Annotated in this window: 13 protein-coding genes and 1 tRNA gene; all 14 read left to right on the top strand. The window is 62.3% G+C overall.

Features of this window, described 5'->3' with window-relative positions:
• The gene (gene tuf, locus AB4Y82_RS20670) at positions 1 to 1,191 is read left to right on the top strand and encodes an elongation factor Tu (RefSeq protein ID WP_441611645.1); all 1,191 of its coding nucleotides are present in this window, start codon (positions 1 to 3) and stop codon (positions 1,189 to 1,191) included.
• A gap of 139 nt (positions 1,192 to 1,330) precedes the next feature.
• Positions 1,331 to 1,406: transfer RNA gene (locus tag AB4Y82_RS20665), tRNA-Trp, on the top strand.
• An 81-nt stretch (positions 1,407 to 1,487) separates the two neighbouring features.
• Positions 1,488 to 1,883 carry a preprotein translocase subunit SecE gene (gene secE, locus AB4Y82_RS20660; protein ID WP_046973294.1) on the top strand — a complete coding sequence of 132 codons (396 nt, stop codon included), beginning with the start codon at positions 1,488 to 1,490 and terminating at the stop codon, positions 1,881 to 1,883.
• Between the two features lie 9 nt (positions 1,884 to 1,892).
• Positions 1,893 to 2,453 (top strand): transcription termination/antitermination protein NusG, encoded by a 561-nt coding sequence (nusG, locus tag AB4Y82_RS20655; RefSeq protein ID WP_441605561.1) that lies wholly within the window; start codon positions 1,893 to 1,895, stop codon positions 2,451 to 2,453.
• A gap of 272 nt (positions 2,454 to 2,725) precedes the next feature.
• Positions 2,726 to 3,154: a 50S ribosomal protein L11 gene (gene rplK / locus AB4Y82_RS20650; RefSeq protein WP_046973296.1), complete on the top strand. Its 429-nt coding sequence runs from the start codon at positions 2,726 to 2,728 to the stop codon at positions 3,152 to 3,154.
• 3 nt (positions 3,155 to 3,157) lie between these two features.
• On the top strand, positions 3,158 to 3,865 hold the full coding sequence (gene rplA / locus AB4Y82_RS20645) for a 50S ribosomal protein L1 (protein WP_121881684.1): 708 nt from the start codon (positions 3,158 to 3,160) through the stop codon (positions 3,863 to 3,865).
• A 337-nt stretch (positions 3,866 to 4,202) separates the two neighbouring features.
• Positions 4,203 to 4,736 (top strand): 50S ribosomal protein L10, encoded by a 534-nt coding sequence (gene rplJ, locus AB4Y82_RS20640; protein ID WP_441605560.1) that lies wholly within the window; start codon positions 4,203 to 4,205, stop codon positions 4,734 to 4,736.
• A 46-nt stretch (positions 4,737 to 4,782) separates the two neighbouring features.
• Positions 4,783 to 5,154, top strand: coding sequence for a 50S ribosomal protein L7/L12 (gene rplL / locus AB4Y82_RS20635; protein ID WP_121881680.1), 372 nt, complete (start codon positions 4,783 to 4,785; stop codon positions 5,152 to 5,154).
• Positions 5,155 to 5,360: 206 nt separating this feature from the next.
• On the top strand, positions 5,361 to 9,518 hold the full coding sequence (gene rpoB, locus AB4Y82_RS20630) for a DNA-directed RNA polymerase subunit beta (RefSeq protein ID WP_441605559.1): 4,158 nt from the start codon (positions 5,361 to 5,363) through the stop codon (positions 9,516 to 9,518).
• 89 nt (positions 9,519 to 9,607) lie between these two features.
• Positions 9,608 to 13,822, top strand: a complete 4,215-nt coding sequence (gene rpoC / locus AB4Y82_RS20625) for a DNA-directed RNA polymerase subunit beta' (protein WP_441605558.1) — start codon at positions 9,608 to 9,610, stop codon at positions 13,820 to 13,822.
• Positions 13,823 to 14,000: 178 nt separating this feature from the next.
• Positions 14,001 to 14,375: a 30S ribosomal protein S12 gene (gene rpsL, locus AB4Y82_RS20620; protein ID WP_121881674.1), complete on the top strand. Its 375-nt coding sequence runs from the start codon at positions 14,001 to 14,003 to the stop codon at positions 14,373 to 14,375.
• A 12-nt stretch (positions 14,376 to 14,387) separates the two neighbouring features.
• Entirely contained in the window at positions 14,388 to 14,855 is a 468-nt protein-coding gene (gene rpsG, locus AB4Y82_RS20615) for a 30S ribosomal protein S7 (RefSeq protein ID WP_102305037.1), read from the top strand.
• A 33-nt stretch (positions 14,856 to 14,888) separates the two neighbouring features.
• Positions 14,889 to 17,006, top strand: coding sequence for an elongation factor G (fusA, locus tag AB4Y82_RS20610; protein WP_441605557.1), 2,118 nt, complete (start codon positions 14,889 to 14,891; stop codon positions 17,004 to 17,006).
• Between the two features lie 47 nt (positions 17,007 to 17,053).
• On the top strand, positions 17,054 to 17,202 hold a 149-nt coding region (locus tag AB4Y82_RS20605), incomplete at its 3' end, for a GTP-binding protein (protein WP_240732659.1).

Genomic DNA, 17,202 nt, shown 5'->3' with positions numbered 1-17,202 from the left:
ATGGCAAAGGGTAAATTCGAACGCACCAAGCCGCACGTCAACGTCGGCACGATTGGTCACGTGGACCACGGCAAGACGACGCTGACGGCCGCACTGACCAAGGTCGGCGCAGAGCGCTTCGGTGGCGAATTCAAGGCGTATGACGCGATCGACGCGGCGCCGGAAGAGAAGGCACGCGGCATCACGATTTCGACCGCKCACGTCGAATACGAATCGCCGAACCGTCACTACGCCCACGTGGATTGCCCGGGCCATGCTGACTACGTGAAGAACATGATCACGGGTGCCGCGCAGATGGACGGCGCGATCCTGGTGTGCTCGGCCGCTGAYGGCCCGATGCCGCAGACCCGCGAACACATCCTGCTGTCGCGCCARGTGGGCGTGCCGTACATCGTCGTGTTCCTGAACAAGGCCGACATGGTGGACGACGCCGAGCTGCTCGAGCTGGTCGAAATGGAAGTGCGTGAACTGCTCTCCAAGTACGACTTCCCGGGCGACGACACCCCGATCATCAAGGGTTCGGCACTGAAGGCGCTGGAAGGCGACCAGTCGGAAATYGGCGTGCCGGCGATCATCGCCCTCGTCGACGCGCTGGACWSCTACATCCCGGAGCCGGTGCGTGCGATCGACAAGCCGTTCCTGATGCCGGTGGAAGACGTGTTCTCGATCTCCGGCCGCGGCACCGTRGTGACCGGTCGTATCGAGCGCGGCATCATCAAGGTCGGTGACGAAGTCGAAGTGGTCGGTATCCGTCCGACCCAGAAGACCACCGTCACGGGCGTGGAAATGTTCCGCAAGCTGCTGGACCAGGGCCAGGCAGGCGATAACGCCGGTCTGCTGCTGCGTGGTCTCAAGCGCGACGACGTCGAGCGTGGCCAGGTGCTGGCCAAGCCGGGCACGATCACCCCGCACACCGATTTCGAAGCCGAAGTCTATGTGCTGTCGAAGGACGAAGGTGGCCGTCATACCCCGTTCTTCAAGGGTTACCGTCCGCAGTTCTACTTCCGCACGACCGACGTGACTGGCGCTTGCCAGCTGCCGGAAGGCGTGGAAATGGTGATGCCGGGTGACAACGTGAAGATGGTGGTCAGCCTGATCCACCCGATCGCGATGGACGAAGGCCTGCGTTTCGCCATTCGCGAAGGCGGCCGCACCGTCGGCGCCGGCGTGGTGGCCAAGGTCATCAAGTAAGCTGTACACTGGGAAGTCGCCCGCATTGCGGGCCGCAAGGATCCGGGTTGGGGCGGTTTGATCGCTCCACCCCTGGAAAGGCGCCCAAAAGGCGCCACCTTGTGGCAGCAAGGCGAGCGACTTCACCCATTTTCTAGATACGCCAGTAGCTCAATTGGCAGAGCAGCGGTCTCCAAAACCGCAGGTTGGGGGTTCGAGTCCCTCCTGGCGTGCCATCTTCCCGAGGATCCACGACGGGTGGTGGATGGCATGCAGACCGTAATCCGGTCGATGTCTCTATCATCCGATCACGTCGCATGAATACGAAGGCAGAATCGACCAAGGGCGCCTCTGGCGCTGATATCGCCAAGCTGGTGCTAGCCGTTATCGTGCTGGCAGCCGGCATTTTTGCGTATTCGTGGTTCGGCAGTGACGGTTCCATCCCGCAGTCGGTGCGACTGCTGGGCGTGGTCGTTGCGCTGGTCCTGTCGCTGGCCATCGGTGCGTTCACCGCCCCTGGCCGACGCGTGCGCGCGTTCCTTGGCGAATCGCAATTTGAAATGCGCAAGGTGGTCTGGCCCACCCGCGACGAGACGCTCAAGACCACCGGTATCATCATGGTGGTTGTGGTCGTTCTCTCGCTGCTGTTGGGCCTGATTGACCTGATCCTGAAGTCGGTCGTGCTCGACTGGCTGCTCAAGCTTGGTACGTGAGGTGATGGCATGAGCAAGCGATGGTATGTGGTGCACGCCTATTCGGGCTTCGAGAACCAGGTGAAGCGTTCGCTCGATGAGCGGATCCGTCGCGCTGGCATGGAAGAAAGGTTCGGCGAAGTGCTGGTGCCGACCGAAGAGGTCATCGAGATGCGCAGCGGCCAGAAGCGTCGCAGCGAGCGCAAGTTCTTCCCGGGTTACGTTCTCGTGCAGATTGAGACGGACACCGAGGGCAAGGCGCCGCGCATCGACGACGAATGCTGGCACTTGGTCAAGGAAACGCCCAAGGTGATGGGTTTCATCGGCGGTACCGCCGATCGCCCGCTGCCGATTCGCGACTCCGAGGCCGATGCGATTCTCAGCCGCGTCCGCGAAGGCGTCGAGAAGCCCAAGCCCAAGGTGCTGTTCGAGCCGGGTGAGATGGTTCGCGTCACCGAGGGTCCGTTCAACGACTTCAATGGCGTGGTCGAGGAAGTCAATTACGAAAAGAGCCGCCTGCGCGTTGCGGTGCTCATTTTCGGTCGCTCGACCCCGGTCGAGCTGGAATTTGGCCAGGTCGAAAAGGCCTAGGCCTTTTCGACAAGAGGCACGGGCTCTGCTCTACGCCTCGCAGGCTTGCGAGGGGATTGGATGCCCGGCTTGCCAGCTAAACCCGCCGATGCCCTCAGCGGCACGGGGCTTGCTTAAAAACTGATCAATCTATATATTATGCGGTTCACGCTGGGATTTTAGCCCCGGCGTGTCCGTGTTTCTGGGGTTCGCGGGACGGCGAGCCTTCCTCTTTCAGGGAACGACAGCACTGCGAGGAGCCGCAAGGCGCTTGAACTCGCGAGGAAAATCCAATGGCAAAGAAAGTAACTGGCTATATCAAGCTGCAGGTCAAGGCCGGTCAGGCCAACCCGTCGCCGCCGGTGGGCCCCGCCCTCGGTCAGCGCGGCCTGAACATCATGGAATTCTGCAAGGCGTTCAATGCCGCCACGCAGAAGATGGAGCCGGGTATGCCCATCCCGGTGATCATCACGGCATATTCCGACCGTAGCTTCACCTTCATCACCAAGACCCCGCCGGCCACGATCCTGATCAAGAAGGTCACGGGCGTCGCCAAGGGTTCGCCCAAGCCCAATACCGACAAGGTCGGCAAGATCACCCGCAAGCAGCTCGAAGACGTTGCGAAGCAGAAGGAGCCGGATCTCACGGCTGCTGATCTGGACGCCGCAGTGCGCACCATCGCTGGTAGCGCTCGCAGCATGGGCCTGGTAGTGGAGGGTTAAGACATGGCAAAGCTCACGAAGCGTTTGAAGGCCGCTCAGGCCGCAGTGCAGCCGGGCAAGGTTTACGGCCTGGATGAAGCCCTCAAGATCGTCAAGGACAACGCCAAGGCGAAGTTCGCTGAGTCCGTGGACGTCGCCGTCCGCCTCGGCATCGACGCCAAGAAGTCCGATCAGGGCGTGCGCGGCTCCTCGCTGCTGCCGCACGGCACCGGCAAGACCATCAAGGTCGCCGTGTTCGTGCCGGCCGGTGAAAAGGCCGAGGCCGCCAAGGCCGCTGGTGCCGACGCCGTCGGTATGGACGACCTGGCCGAGCGCATGCAGGCTGGCGATCTCGACTTCGGTCGCGTCATCGCTACGCCGGACGCCATGCGCGTGGTCGGTAAGCTCGGTCAGCTGCTCGGCCCCCGTGGCCTGATGCCGAACCCGAAGGACGGCTCGGTCACCGCCGACGTCGCCACGGCCGTGAAGAACGCCAAGGCCGGCCAGGTGAAGTTCCGTAACGACAAGGCGGGCATCATCCACGCCACCATCGGCAAGGCCAGCTTCGACGCTGCCCAGCTGGCGGACAACCTGAACGCCTTGGTCAACGACCTGCTGAAGGCCAAGCCGTCGACCGCCAAGGGTCAGTACCTGCAGAAGATCGCGCTGTCGTCCACCATGGGCGTTGGCGTGCCGGTCGAAGTGTCGACCCTGACGGTGTCGACCAAGTAAGAGTTCAAGTCCCATGCCGGTCTCAACGCCGGCGTGGGCAAGTTTTTGAAGGTAGCCATGGCTCACGCCGTGGCCGCCGTCAAAGACCGCAGGCGCGATCAGCGCGCGACGACGACGAGCAGGGAGCTCGTGTTGGCAAGGAACCGCCGTCGTTGCAAGCGGGTTCGCTTAATCGGATTCCCAGCGGATCTGGCCTGCGTAGATGGTGATGCCCCTTCTGGAATGTTTTCTGGAAAGGCCACCACCCGGGATCTCGCGATCCCCGACGTCACGGATGGCGTCGCTCAGGACCGCAAGCGGCAGGAGCCGTAAGCGGAATTCATAAGAGGAGTGAAAAATGGCTCTGAATCTCTCTCAGAAGCAAGAAGTAGTCGCCGAACTGGCAGAAGTTGCCGCGAAGGCCCACTCCTTGGTCGCTGCCGAGTATGCAGGCACCACGGTCGAACAGATGACCGCGATGCGCAAGAAGGCTCGTGAATCCGGCGTTTTCTTGAAAGTTGTCAAGAACACGCTTGCTTCGCGCGCCGTCGTCGGTACCGAGTTCGAGGTCGTCAAAGACGCCCTGACCGGTCCGCTGCTGTACGCATTCTCGACTGAGGAGCCCGGCGCAGCCGGTCGCCTGATCAAGGAATTCGCCAAGGGCAACGACAAGCTGAAGGCACGCCTCGTGTCGGTGGAAGGCAAGCTGCATCCCGCCTCCCACGTCGAAGTGCTGGCCTCGCTGCCGACCCGCGAGCAGGCCCTGGCCATGTTGGCACGTGTGTTGGCCGAGCCGGCCACCATGTTTGCCCGCGTCGTCAAGGCTGTGGCCGATCAGCAGGGTGGTGGCGACGTCGCCGCCGAAGCCCCGGCCGAAGCCGAGCCCGCCTAAGTTCGTTGACTGTTCCATTCGAATCAATTTCCAGAGGTAAATGAAAATGTCCCTGACCAACGAACAGATCGTTGAAGCCGTCGCCGCCAAGTCGCTGATGGAAGTGATGGACCTGGTGAAGGCCATCGAAGAGAAGTTTGGCGTCACCGCCGCCGCCCCGGTCATGATGGCCGCCGGCCCGGCCGCCGCTGGCCCGGCTGTTGAAGAACAGACCGAGTTCGACGTGATCCTCAAGAGCGCCGGCGACAAGAAGGTCGACGTGATCAAGGCCGTCCGCGCCATCACGGGCCTGGGCCTGAAGGAAGCGAAGGACCTGACCGAAGCCGGTGGCGTCGTGAAGGAAGCCGCTTCGAAGGAAGACGCTGCGAAGTTCAAGAAGGACCTCGAAGCTGCCGGCGCCACGGTCGAACTGAAGTAATTGGCGCTCTTGCGCGCCGTCAGTTTGATCTAGCGTCAAGCAAGCCTGGGGGCGTAAGCCCCCGGGCTTTGCCCGTTGTAAGCAGGGAATGGGGAATAGGGAATTAGGGAGCAGCCCTTGAAGGTGGGTAGCTTTCGATTCTCTATTCCCGATTCTCTATTCCCGACTCCCGATTCATCGAATACACAACCGAGGCGGTACCCACCATGACCTACTCGTTTACCGAGAAGAAGCGCATCCGCAAGGATTTCGGCAAGCGTCCCCCTGTATTGGGCGTGCCGAACCTGCTGACCATCCAGACCGATTCCTATCGCGAATTCCTGCAGGAGCACGTCGCTCCCAAGCAGCGCGACGAAAAGGGTCTCCACGCCGCGCTGAAGTCAGTATTCCCGATTGTTAGCTATTCGGGTAACGCCGCGCTTGAGTATGTCGACTATCGCCTGGGCGAACCCGCCTTTGACGAACGCGAGTGCCGCAACCGCGGCATGACCTTCGGCGCGCCGCTGCGCGTCACCGTGCGCCTGGTCATCTATGACAAGGACAGCCCGGCATCGAAGAAGGCCGTCAAGTACGTAAAGGAACAGGAAGTCTACATGGGCGAAATTCCGCTCATGACCGACACCGGCACCTTCATCATCAACGGCACCGAGCGCGTCATCGTTTCGCAGCTGCATCGTTCGCCGGGCGTGTTCTTCGATCACGACCGCGGCAAGACGCACAGCTCGGGCAAGCTGCTGTTCTCGGCTCGCGTGATTCCTTACCGTGGTTCGTGGCTCGACTTCGAGTTCGACCCGAAGGATGCGCTGTTCACCCGTATCGACCGTCGCCGCAAGCTGCCGGTGACGGTGCTGCTGCGCGCGCTGGGTTACACCAACGAAGAGATGCTCGGCATCTTCTTCGAGCACAACGTGTTCCATCTGGGCAAGAAGGGCGGTACCACGCTGGAGCTCGTCGCCGAGCGTCTGCGCGGTGAAACGCTGACCTTCGACCTGGCCATTGGCGACAAGGTGCTGGTCGAGGCCGGCAAGCGCATCACGGCGCGTCACGTGCGCCAGCTGGCTGCGGAAAACATCACCGCGCTGGAAGTGCCGGACGACTACCCGGTCGGTCGCATCCTGGCGATCGACATGGTCGACCCCAAGACCGGCGAACTGCTGGCCCAGGCCAACGACGAAATCACCGCCGAGCAGGTGGAGAGTTTCCGCAAGGCCGGTATCGAAGTCGTGCCGACGCTCTACGTCAACGACCTCGATCGCGGTGCCTACATCTCGCACACGTTGCGCATCGACAACACCAAGACGCCGCTTGAGGCGCTGGTGGAAATCTATCGCATGATGCGTCCGGGCGAGCCGCCGACCAAGGATGCCGCGCAGAACCTGTTCTACAACCTGTTCTTCACCTTCGACCGCTACGACCTGTCGGGCGTGGGTCGCATGAAGTTCAACCGTCGTGTTGGCCGCCAGGAAATCGTCGGTCCGGGCGTGTTGTACGACAAGCGTTACTTCACCGACCGCAAGGAAGAGGAAGCCCAGAAGCTCGTTGCGGCACAGGGCGATCGCTCCGACATCCTCGATGTGCTCAAGGTGCTGATCGACATCAAGAACGGTCATGGCACCGTCGACGATATCGATCACCTGGGCAACCGTCGCGTGCGTTCGGTCGGCGAAATGGCCGAGAACACTTTCCGCATCGGTCTGGTGCGCGTTGAGCGCGCCGTGCGCGAGCGTCTGTCGCTGGCCGAGTCCGAGGGTCTGACCCCGCAGGAACTGATCAACGCCAAGCCGGTTGCGGCAGCGGTGAAGGAGTTCTTCGGTTCGTCGCAGCTCAGCCAGTTCATGGACCAGAACAACCCGCTGTCGGAAGTGACGCACAAGCGTCGCGTCTCGGCGCTGGGTCCAGGCGGCCTGACGCGCGAGCGCGCCGGCTTCGAAGTGCGCGACGTGCATCCGACCCATTACGGCCGCGTCTGCACCATCGAAACGCCGGAAGGTCCGAACATCGGCCTGATCAACTCGCTCGCCGTGTACGCGCGCACCAACCAGTACGGCTTCCTCGAGACGCCGTACCGCAAGGTCGTGGGCGGCAAGGTCACCGACCAGGTGGATTACCTGTCGGCGATCGAAGAGGGCGACCACGTGATCGCGCAGGCCAACTCGCCGTTGAAGGATGGCGCGTTCGTCGAAGATTTCGTGTCCTGCCGTTTCCGTGGCGAGTCCGAGCTGCGTCCTTCTGCCGAAGTCGACTACATGGACGTTTCGCCCATGCAGACCGTGTCGGTCGCTGCCGCACTCGTGCCGTTCCTCGAGCACGACGATGCTAACCGCGCACTGATGGGCGCGAACATGCAGCGTCAGGCCGTGCCGACCCTGCGTTCGCAGACCCCGCTGGTGGGTACCGGCATCGAGCGCGCCGTGGCGCGTGACTCGGGCGTCATCGTCACCGCCAAGCGCGGCGGCGTGATCGACCAGGTCGATGCGGCCCGTATCGTGGTGCGCGTGAACGAGAAGGAAGTCGGCGACAACGACGCCGGCGTCGATATCTACACGCTGACCAAGTACACCCGCTCCAACCAGAACACCAACCTCAACCAGCGTCCGCTGGTGAACGTGGGTGACATCGTGGCAGTGGGCGACACGCTGGCCGACGGTTCGTCGACTGACCTGGGCGAGCTCGCGCTCGGCCAGAACATGCTGATCGCCTTCATGCCGTGGAACGGCTACAACTTCGAAGACTCGATCCTGCTCTCCGAGCGCGTCGTGCAGGAAGACCGCTACACCTCGATCCACATCGAGGAGCTGTCCTGCATCGCACGTGACACCAAGCTGGGCGCCGAGGAAATCACCGCCGACATCCCGAACGTGGGTGAGCAGGCGCTGGCTCGCCTCGACGAATCGGGCATCGTGTACATCGGTGCGGAAGTGAAGGCCGGCGACATCATGGTCGGCAAGGTCACGCCCAAGGGCGAAAGCCAGCTGACCCCGGAAGAGAAGCTGCTGCGCGCGATCTTCGGCGAGAAGGCGTCCGACGTGAAGGACAGCTCGCTGCGCGTGCCGCCGGGTATGGACGGCACCGTCATCGACGTGCAGGTCTTCACCCGCGACGGCATCGAGAAGGACAAGCGCGCCAAGCAGATCGAGGAAATGGAAATCAAGCGTATCCGCAAGGACCTTGATGACCAGTTCCGCATCCTCGAAGGCGCGATCTACAACCGTATGCGCACCCAGCTTGTCGGCAAGACCGCGATGAGCGGTCCGGCCGGTCTCAAGCGCGGCGCTGAAATCACCGACGCGTTCCTGGACGGCCTGAAGAAGGACGACTGGTTCAAGATCAACGTGAAGGAAGAGGACGTCACCGAGTTCCTCGAGCGCGCGGCCGATCAGATCAAGCGTCACAAGGAAGAGTTCGACAAGCGCTTCAAGGAAAAGCAGAGCAAGATCACCCAGGGCGACGACCTCGCACCGGGCGTGCTCAAGATGGTCAAGGTGTTCCTGGCCGTGAAGCGTCGCATCCAGCCGGGCGACAAGATGGCCGGTCGCCACGGTAACAAGGGTGTGGTGTCCAACGTGGTGCCGGTGGAGGACATGCCGTTCTCCGAAGACGGTACCTCGGTCGACATCGTGCTGAACCCGCTGGGCGTGCCCTCGCGTATGAACATCGGCCAGATTCTGGAAGTGCATCTGGGCTGGGCCGCAAAGGGCCTGGGCAAGAAGATCCAGAAGATGCTCGAAGCGCAGGCCAAGGTGGCGCAGATCCGCGAGTTCCTCGACCAGGTGTACAACCACCACGTCGCTGGCGCCGTGCAGCATGTCGACCTGAAGTCGTTGACCGACGAAGAAATCTTCGCGCTGGCCAACAACCTGCAGGAAGGCGTGCCGATGGCCACGCCGGTGTTCGACGGTGCCGAGGAAACCGAGATCAAGGCGATGCTCCGCCTCGCCGATCTGCCGGAATCGGGTCAGACCACCTTGTACGACGGCCGTACCGGCGAAGCGTTCGATCGCCCGGTCACCGTGGGCTACATGCACTACCTGAAGCTGAACCACCTGGTCGACGACAAGATGCACGCGCGTTCGACTGGTCCGTACTCGCTCGTCACGCAGCAGCCGCTGGGTGGTAAGGCGCAGTTCGGCGGCCAGCGCTTCGGCGAAATGGAAGTCTGGGCACTGGAAGCCTACGGCGCGGCCTACACCCTGCAGGAAATGCTGACGGTGAAGTCCGATGACGTGCAGGGCCGTAACCAGATGTACAAGAACATTGTCGACGGCAACCACGAGATGGCAGCGGGCATGCCGGAATCCTTCAACGTGTTGGTGAAGGAAATCCGCTCGCTCGGTATCGATATTGATCTGGAAGAAGTGAAGTGAGTTGAGGCGGGGACGAGGAACGAACTTTCGTTCCTCGTTCTCCCGATTCCTGATTCTCCATTACCTATTCCCGATCTTCGGAGACATCCATGAAAGACTTGCTCAATCTGTTCAACCAGCAGCGCACCGCGCCTGACTTCGATGCGATCAAGATCGCTCTGGCTTCGCCGGAGCTGATCCGCTCGTGGTCGTACGGCGAGGTGAAGAAGCCGGAAACGATCAACTACCGCACCTTCAAGCCCGAGCGTGACGGCCTGTTCTGCGCCGCCATCTTCGGTCCCGTGAAGGACTACGAGTGCCTGTGCGGCAAGTACAAGCGCATGAAGCACCGCGGCGTCGTGTGCGAAAAGTGCGGCACGGAAGTGACGCTGGCCAAGGTGCGTCGCGAGCGCATGGGCCATATCGAACTGGCCTCGCCGACCGCGCACATCTGGTTCCTCAAGTCGCTGCCTTCGCGCATCGGCCTGATGCTGGACATGACCCTGCGTGACATCGAGCGCATCCTGTACTTCGAAGCCTTCGTGGTGATCGATCCAGGTCTGACCGCGCTTGAGCGCGGCCAGCTGCTCAGCGAAGACCAGTACCTGGAAGCCGTCGAAGAGCACGGCGACGAGTTCGACGCCCGCATGGGTGCCGAGGCCGTCTATGAGTTGCTCAAGTCGCTCGACCTGCCGGGCGAAGTGATTCGCCTCAAGGAAGAGATCGGCTCGACCAATTCCGAGACCAAGCTGAAGCGCCTCACCAAGCGCGTCAAGCTGATCGAAGCCTTCCTCGAATCCGGCAACAAGCCGGAGTGGATGGTGCTGACCGTGCTGCCGGTGCTGCCGCCGGATCTGCGTCCGCTGGTGCCGCTCGATGGCGGCCGCTTTGCCACGTCCGATCTGAACGATCTGTACCGTCGCGTCATCAACCGCAACAACCGCCTGCGTCGCCTGCTCGAACTCAATGCGCCCGACATCATCGTGCGCAACGAAAAGCGCATGCTGCAGGAATCGGTCGATGCGCTGCTCGACAACGGCCGTCGCGGTCGTGCCATCACCGGCACCAACAAGCGCGCGCTGAAGTCGCTGGCCGACATGATCAAGGGCAAGCAGGGCCGCTTCCGCCAGAACCTGCTCGGCAAGCGCGTGGACTACTCCGGTCGTTCGGTGATCGTGGTCGGTCCGACCCTGCGCCTGCACCAGTGCGGTCTGCCCAAGAAGATGGCGCTTGAGCTGTTCAAGCCCTTCATCTTCGCCAAGCTGCAGGCTCGCGGTGAAGCGACCACCATCAAGGCCGCCAAGAAGCTCGTCGAGCGCGAAGAAGGCCAGGTGTGGGACATCCTCGAAGAGGTGATCCGCGAGCATCCCGTGATGCTCAACCGCGCACCGACGCTGCATCGTCTGGGCATCCAGGCATTCGAGCCGAAGCTGATCGAAGGCAAGGCCATCCAGCTGCATCCGCTCGTCTGCACGGCGTTCAACGCCGACTTCGACGGTGACCAGATGGCTGTGCACGTGCCGCTGTCGATCGAGGCGCAGCTCGAAGCGCGCGCCCTGATGATGGCGACCAACAACATCCTGTCGCCCGCCAACGGCGAGCCGATCATCGTGCCGACCCAGGACGTGGTCCTTGGTCTGTACTACATGACCCGCGAGCTGGTGAACGCGAAGGGCAATGGCATGGTGTTCTCGGGCATCGGCGAAGTTCGCCGTGCCTACGACAACCGTGCGGTTGAACTGCACGCCAAGGTCAAGGTGCGCATCAAGCAGGTGCACATCGATGAAGAAGGCGGCCGCACTGAGCAGACCTCGATCGTCGACACGACCGTGGGTCGCGCGCTGCTGCTCGAAATCATGCCGGAAGGCCTGCCGTTCGCGCTGGCCAACACCGAGCTGACCAAGAAGAACATCTCGCGCCTGATCAACCAGTGCTATCGCCGCCTGGGTCTGAAGGACACGGTGATCTTCGGCGACCAGCTGATGTACACCGGCTTCCGCTTCGCCACCCGCGCGGGCATCTCGATCGGCATCGATGACATGATCATCCCTGACGAGAAGAAGCCGATCCTGGAAGAGGCCGAGAAGGAAGTGGTCGAGATCCAGGAGCAGTACCAGTCCGGTCTCGTCACCGCCGGCGAGCGCTACAACAAGGTCGTCGACATCTGGTCGCGCACCAACGAACTGGTCGCCAAGGCCATGATCGACGGTATCGGTACCGAGAAGGTCACCGATGCCGAAGGCAAGACGGTCAACCAGAAGTCGATGAACTCGCTGTACATCATGGCTGACTCCGGCGCCCGTGGTTCGGTCGCGCAGATTCGTCAGCTGGCCGGTATGCGCGGCCTGATGGCTCGCCCGGACGGCTCGATCATCGAGACGCCCATCAAGGCGAACTTCCGCGAAGGCCTGAACGTGCTGCAGTACTTCAACTCCACCCACGGTGCCCGTAAGGGCCTGGCGGATACGGCGTTGAAGACGGCTAACTCCGGTTACCTGACCCGTCGTCTCGTCGACGTGGCACAGGACGTGGTCATCACCTTCGACGACTGCGGTACCGACAATGGCGTGACCATGCAGCCGATCGTGGAAGGCGGCGACGTGGTCGAGCCGTTGCGCGACCGCGTGCTTGGTCGTGTGGCGCTGGAAGACGTCTACGGCCCGGGCGAAGACAACGAACCGCTGGTCACCCGCGACACCCTGCTGGACGAAGCCCTGGTCGAGAAGCTCGACAAGGCCGGCGTGCAGTCGGTCAAGGTGCGCTCGCCCATCACCTGCGCCGCCGATCATGGCGTGTGCGCCCTGTGCTACGGCCGCGACCTGGCCCGTGGTCACCTGGTGAACATGGGTGAGGCCGTGGGTGTGGTGGCTGCGCAGTCGATCGGTGAGCCGGGTACCCAGCTGACCATGCGTACCTTCCATATCGGTGGTGCGGCTTCCCGTGCTGCTGCCGTGGACAACGTGACGGTGAAGACCACCGGCACGCTGAAGTTCAACAACCTCAAGACCGTGCACCACAACCAGGGTCACCTGGTGGCAGTGTCGCGTTCGGGCGAAGTGAGCGTCATCGACGCCAACGGCCGCGAGCGTGAGCGCTACAAGGTGCCTTACGGCGCCACCATCGCAGTCAAGGACGGCGACCCGGTCAAGGCTGGCCAGGCCGTGGCCAACTGGGATCCGCATACCCATCCGATCGTGTCGGAAGTGGCCGGTACGGTGCGCTTCATCGACTTCATCGATGGCATCACCGTGCAGAGCCAGACCGACGAACTGACCGGCCTGGAGTCGGCGGTGGTGACCGATCCGAAGCGCCGTGGTACGGCCGCCAAGGATCTGCGCCCGATCGTGCGTCTGGAAGACGCCAAGGGTCGCGAGCTGAAGCTGCCGGGCACCGACGTGCCGGCGCAGTACATGCTCCCGGCCGGCGCCATCGTGTCGATCCAGAACGGTGCGCAGGTGGGCGTGGGTGACGTGGTGGCACGTATCCCGCAGGAAACCTCCAAGACCCGCGATATCACGGGTGGTCTGCCGCGCGTGGCCGACTTGTTCGAAGCACGCAAGCCCAAGGAGCCGGCGATCCTCGCCGAGCGCTCGGGCGTGATCAGCTTCGGCAAGGACACCAAGGGCAAGCAGCGCCTGATCATCAAGGACGTGGACGGCAACGAGCACGAGGAGCTGATTCCCAAGTGGCGCCAGGTCATCGTGTTCGAAGGCGAGCACGTGGAGAAGGGCGAAACCATCGTGGACGGCGAGCCCAGCCCGCATGACATCCTGCGCCTGCTGGGTGTCGAGCCGCTGGCCGCTTACTTGGTCAAGGAAATCCAGGACGTCTACCGTCTGCAGGGCGTGAAGATCAACGACAAGCACATCGAAGCGATCATTCGCCAGATGCTGCGCAAGGTTGAGATCACCGATCCGGGCGAGAGCCACTACCTGCGCGGTGAGCAGGTCGAGCGTGTTCGCATCAATGGCGAAAACGACCGTGCTGTCCACCGTGGCGAGCGTCCGGCTGAATTCCAGTCGGTGCTGCTGGGTATCACCAAGGCGTCGTTGGCCACGGAATCCTTCATCTCGGCGGCTTCCTTCCAGGAAACCACCCGAGTGTTGACGGAAGCTGCGGTCCGCGGCACGCGCGATACCTTGCGTGGCCTGAAGGAAAATGTTATTGTCGGCCGTCTTATTCCGGCTGGTACGGGTCTGGCGTATCACGCAGCGCGTCATCGCCAGGGCGGTCTTACCGCCTCGGAGCTCGAAACTCTTTCCGGCTCCGCTTCATCGGCTTCCTTCGCAGAAGCCACCACCGGTAGCGACATTGGTGTGGAGTAAGCCCTTACCGGGCTTTACTCGCTGACATACGAAAAGAGGCGCAAGGAGTGCGCCTCGTGTTCGGGCCATGGCCGGCAGGGCGTCAGCTTGTCTGTGACAGGCTGCCCATGTTAAATTCCCGCTTCTTGGCAGACCGAGCCGGTTCGGTCTGCCTTTATGTTTCTCAGGAACAGCTTCAATGACGACAGTCAACCAGTTGGTTCGCAAATCCCGCAGCCCGAAGACCTACAAGAGTGCTTCGCCGGCTTTGCAGAACAGCCCGCAGCGCCGCGGCGTCTGCACGCGTGTTTATACCACCACCCCTAAGAAGCCGAACTCGGCGCTGCGTAAGGTTGCCAAGGTGCGCCTGACCAACGGCTACGAAGTCATCAGCTACATCGGTGGCGAAGGCCACAACCTGCAGGAGCACTCCGTGGTCCTGATCCGCGGCGGTCGCGTCAAGGATCTGCCGGGTGTGCGTTACCACACGGTGCGCGGCAGTCTCGACTGCGCCGGTGTCACCAAGCGCCGCCAGTCGCGCTCCAAGTACGGCGCCAAGCGCCCGAAGAAGTAAAGGACTTCCAACATGTCGCGTAAAGGTTCACATCCCGCCCGTCTGATCCTGCCGGATCCCAAGCACGGCAGCCAGCTGATCGCCCGCTTCATCAACATGGTGATGAAGAGCGGCAAGAAGTCGGTCGCAGAAAGCATCGTCTACGGCGCGCTTGCCCACCTCGGCGAAAAGAACGCCGAGCCGGTGCAGCTGGTCGAAAAGGCGCTCAACAACATCGCTCCCGCGGTTGAGGTGAAGTCCCGTCGTGTCGGCGGCGCCACCTACCAGGTGCCGGTCGAAGTGCGTCCGGGTCGCCGTATGGCGCTCGCCATGCGCTGGGCCATCGACTCCGCCCGCAAGCGCGGCGAGACCTCGATGCCGCGCAAGCTGGCCGCCGAGTTGCTCGAAGCTTCGGAAAATCGCGGTGGCGCGATCAAGAAGCGCGAAGAGACGCATCGTATGGCAGAGGCCAACAAGGCCTTCTCGCATTACCGCTGGTAAGCAGTACAGCTAGAACTTTCAGAGGTTAAGACCGTGGCACGCACCACTCCTATCGAGCGCTACCGCAACTTCGGCATCATGGCTCACATCGATGCCGGCAAGACCACCACCACGGAGCGCATCCTGTTCTACACCGGCGTCAGTCACAAGATTGGCGAGGTGCACGACGGTGCAGCAACGATGGACTGGATGGAGCAGGAGCAGGAGCGCGGCATCACCATTACGTCGGCGGCAACGACGGCGTTCTGGAAGGGCATGGATCGTTCCTTGCCCGAGCACCGCTTCAACATCATCGACACCCCCGGACACGTCGACTTCACCATCGAAGTGGAGCGTTCGCTGCGCGTGCTCGACGGCGCGGTGTTCGTGCTGTGCGCGGTGGGTGGTGTGCAGCCGCAGTCTGAAACCGTCTGGCGTCAGGCCAACAAGTACAAGGTGCCGCGCCTCGCGTTCGTCAACAAGATGGACCGCACTGGCGCGAACTTCTACAAGGTGGTCGACCAGCTGAAGGCTCGCCTGGGTGCCAACCCGGTCCCGATGCAGGTGCCGATCGGCGCCGAGGACAACTTCGAGGGCGTGGTCGACCTGCTCAAGATGAAGTCCATCATCTGGGACATGGAATCCCAGGGCATGAAGTTCGAGTACGCCGACATCCCGGCCAACCTCGCGGACAAGGCTGCCGAAGCCCGTTCGTACATGGTCGAGTCGGCTGCCGAAGCGTCCGAAGAGCTGATGAACAAGTACCTGGAAGGCGGCGACCTGACCGAGGAAGAGATCATCGGCGGTCTGCGTGCGCGCACGCTGTCCAGCGAGATCATCCCGGTGTTCTGCGGTACCGCGTTCAAGAACAAGGGCGTGCAGGCGATGCTCGACGCGGTGGTCAACCTGCTGCCGTCGCCGATCGATCGTCCGCCGGTTGCTGGTCTGGACGAAGACGAGAACGAAGCTACGCGCAAGGCCGACGACGCCGCGCCGTTCTCCGCGCTCGCGTTCAAGATCATGACCGACCCGTTCGTGGGTTCGCTCACGTTCTTCCGCGTCTACTCGGGCACGCTCAACGCGGGCGACCAGGTGTACAACCCGGTCAAGTCCAAGAAGGAGCGCATCGGCCGCATCCTGCAGATGCACGCCAACGAGCGTCAGGAACTGAAGGAAGTCCGCGCTGGCGATATCGCCGCAGCGGTCGGCCTGAAGGACGTGACGACCGGTGACACGCTGTGCTCGCAGGATCACATCATCACTCTGGAGCGCATGACGTTCCCGGAGCCGGTGATTTCGATGGCGGTGGAGCCCAAGACCAAGTCGGACCAGGAAAAGATGGGTATCGCCCTCGGCCGTCTGGCTGCGGAAGATCCGTCGTTCCGCGTTCGTACGGACGAGGAGTCGGGTCAGACCATCATCTCGGGCATGGGCGAGCTTCACCTGGACATCCTGGTGGACCGCATGCGCCGCGAGTTCAACGTCGAGGCGAACGTCGGCAAGCCGCAGGTGGCCTACCGCGAGACGATTCGTTCGTCGGACGTCAAGTCGGATTACAAGCACGCCAAGCAGTCCGGTGGTAAGGGTCAGTACGGTCACGTGGTGATCGAGCTGTCGCCGATGACCGAAGAAGACCGCAAGAGCACGGACGTCAAGAACGACTTCCTGTTCATCAACGACATCACGGGCGGCGTGATCCCGAAGGAATTCATCCCGTCGGTCGAAAAGGGTCTGCGCGAAACCATCACCAGCGGTCCGCTGGCTGGCTTCCCGGTGGTGAACGTGAAGGTCAAACTGGTCTTCGGTTCGTACCACGACGTCGACTCGTCGGAAATGGCGTTCAAGCTCGCCGCGTCGATGGCGTTCAAGCAGGGCTTCGCCAAGGCGTCGCCGGTGCTGCTCGAGCCGATCATGAAGGTCGAAGTCGTGACGCCGGAAGATTACGTCGGCGACGTGATGGGCGATCTGAGCCGCCGTCGTGGCCTGCTTCAGGGTCAGGACGATACGCCGTCGGGCAAGACCATCAATGCGATGGTCCCGCTGGGCGAGATGTTTGGTTATGCGACGACCATTCGTTCGCTGACCCAGGGTCGCGCCACCTTTACGATGGAGTTCGACCACTACGCTGAAGCGCCGAACAACATCGCTGAGCAGGTCATGAAGAAGGCCTGATAAGGCTTTCTTCCTCCAACTACCGTTCTTTTTTAGAGGTTTTAGTCATGGCAAAGGGTAAATTCGAACGCACCAAGCCGCACGTCAACGTCGGCACGATTGGTCACGTGGACCACGGCAAGACGACGCTGACGGCCGCACTGACCAAGGTCGGCGCAGAGCGCTTCGGTGGCGAATTCAAGGCGTATGACGCGAT

It is taken from the genome of Dyella sp. 2YAF14 (genome assembly GCF_052114725.1).
In the GTDB taxonomy this organism is placed as follows: domain Bacteria; phylum Pseudomonadota; class Gammaproteobacteria; order Xanthomonadales; family Rhodanobacteraceae; genus Dyella.
Note: the sequence above shows the minus strand (reverse complement) of the source record. Positions and strands in the feature narration are given on the sequence as shown.

What these genes read in the sequence shown, in the direction of transcription:
- rpoB (WP_441605559.1), top strand. Translation starts at nt 5,361, where the DNA reads ATGACCTACTCGTTTACCGAGAAGAAGCGCATCCGCAAGGATTTCGGC.
- rplL (WP_121881680.1), top strand. Translation starts at nt 4,783, where the DNA reads ATGTCCCTGACCAACGAACAGATCGTTGAAGCCGTCGCCGCCAAGTCG.
- secE (WP_046973294.1), top strand. Translation starts at nt 1,488, where the DNA reads ATGAATACGAAGGCAGAATCGACCAAGGGCGCCTCTGGCGCTGATATC.
- rplJ (WP_441605560.1), top strand. Translation starts at nt 4,203, where the DNA reads ATGGCTCTGAATCTCTCTCAGAAGCAAGAAGTAGTCGCCGAACTGGCA.
- rplA (WP_121881684.1), top strand. Translation starts at nt 3,158, where the DNA reads ATGGCAAAGCTCACGAAGCGTTTGAAGGCCGCTCAGGCCGCAGTGCAG.
- rpsG (WP_102305037.1), top strand. Translation starts at nt 14,388, where the DNA reads ATGTCGCGTAAAGGTTCACATCCCGCCCGTCTGATCCTGCCGGATCCC.
- rplK (WP_046973296.1), top strand. Translation starts at nt 2,726, where the DNA reads ATGGCAAAGAAAGTAACTGGCTATATCAAGCTGCAGGTCAAGGCCGGT.
- rpoC (WP_441605558.1), top strand. Translation starts at nt 9,608, where the DNA reads ATGAAAGACTTGCTCAATCTGTTCAACCAGCAGCGCACCGCGCCTGAC.
- nusG (WP_441605561.1), top strand. Translation starts at nt 1,893, where the DNA reads ATGAGCAAGCGATGGTATGTGGTGCACGCCTATTCGGGCTTCGAGAAC.
- rpsL (WP_121881674.1), top strand. Translation starts at nt 14,001, where the DNA reads ATGACGACAGTCAACCAGTTGGTTCGCAAATCCCGCAGCCCGAAGACC.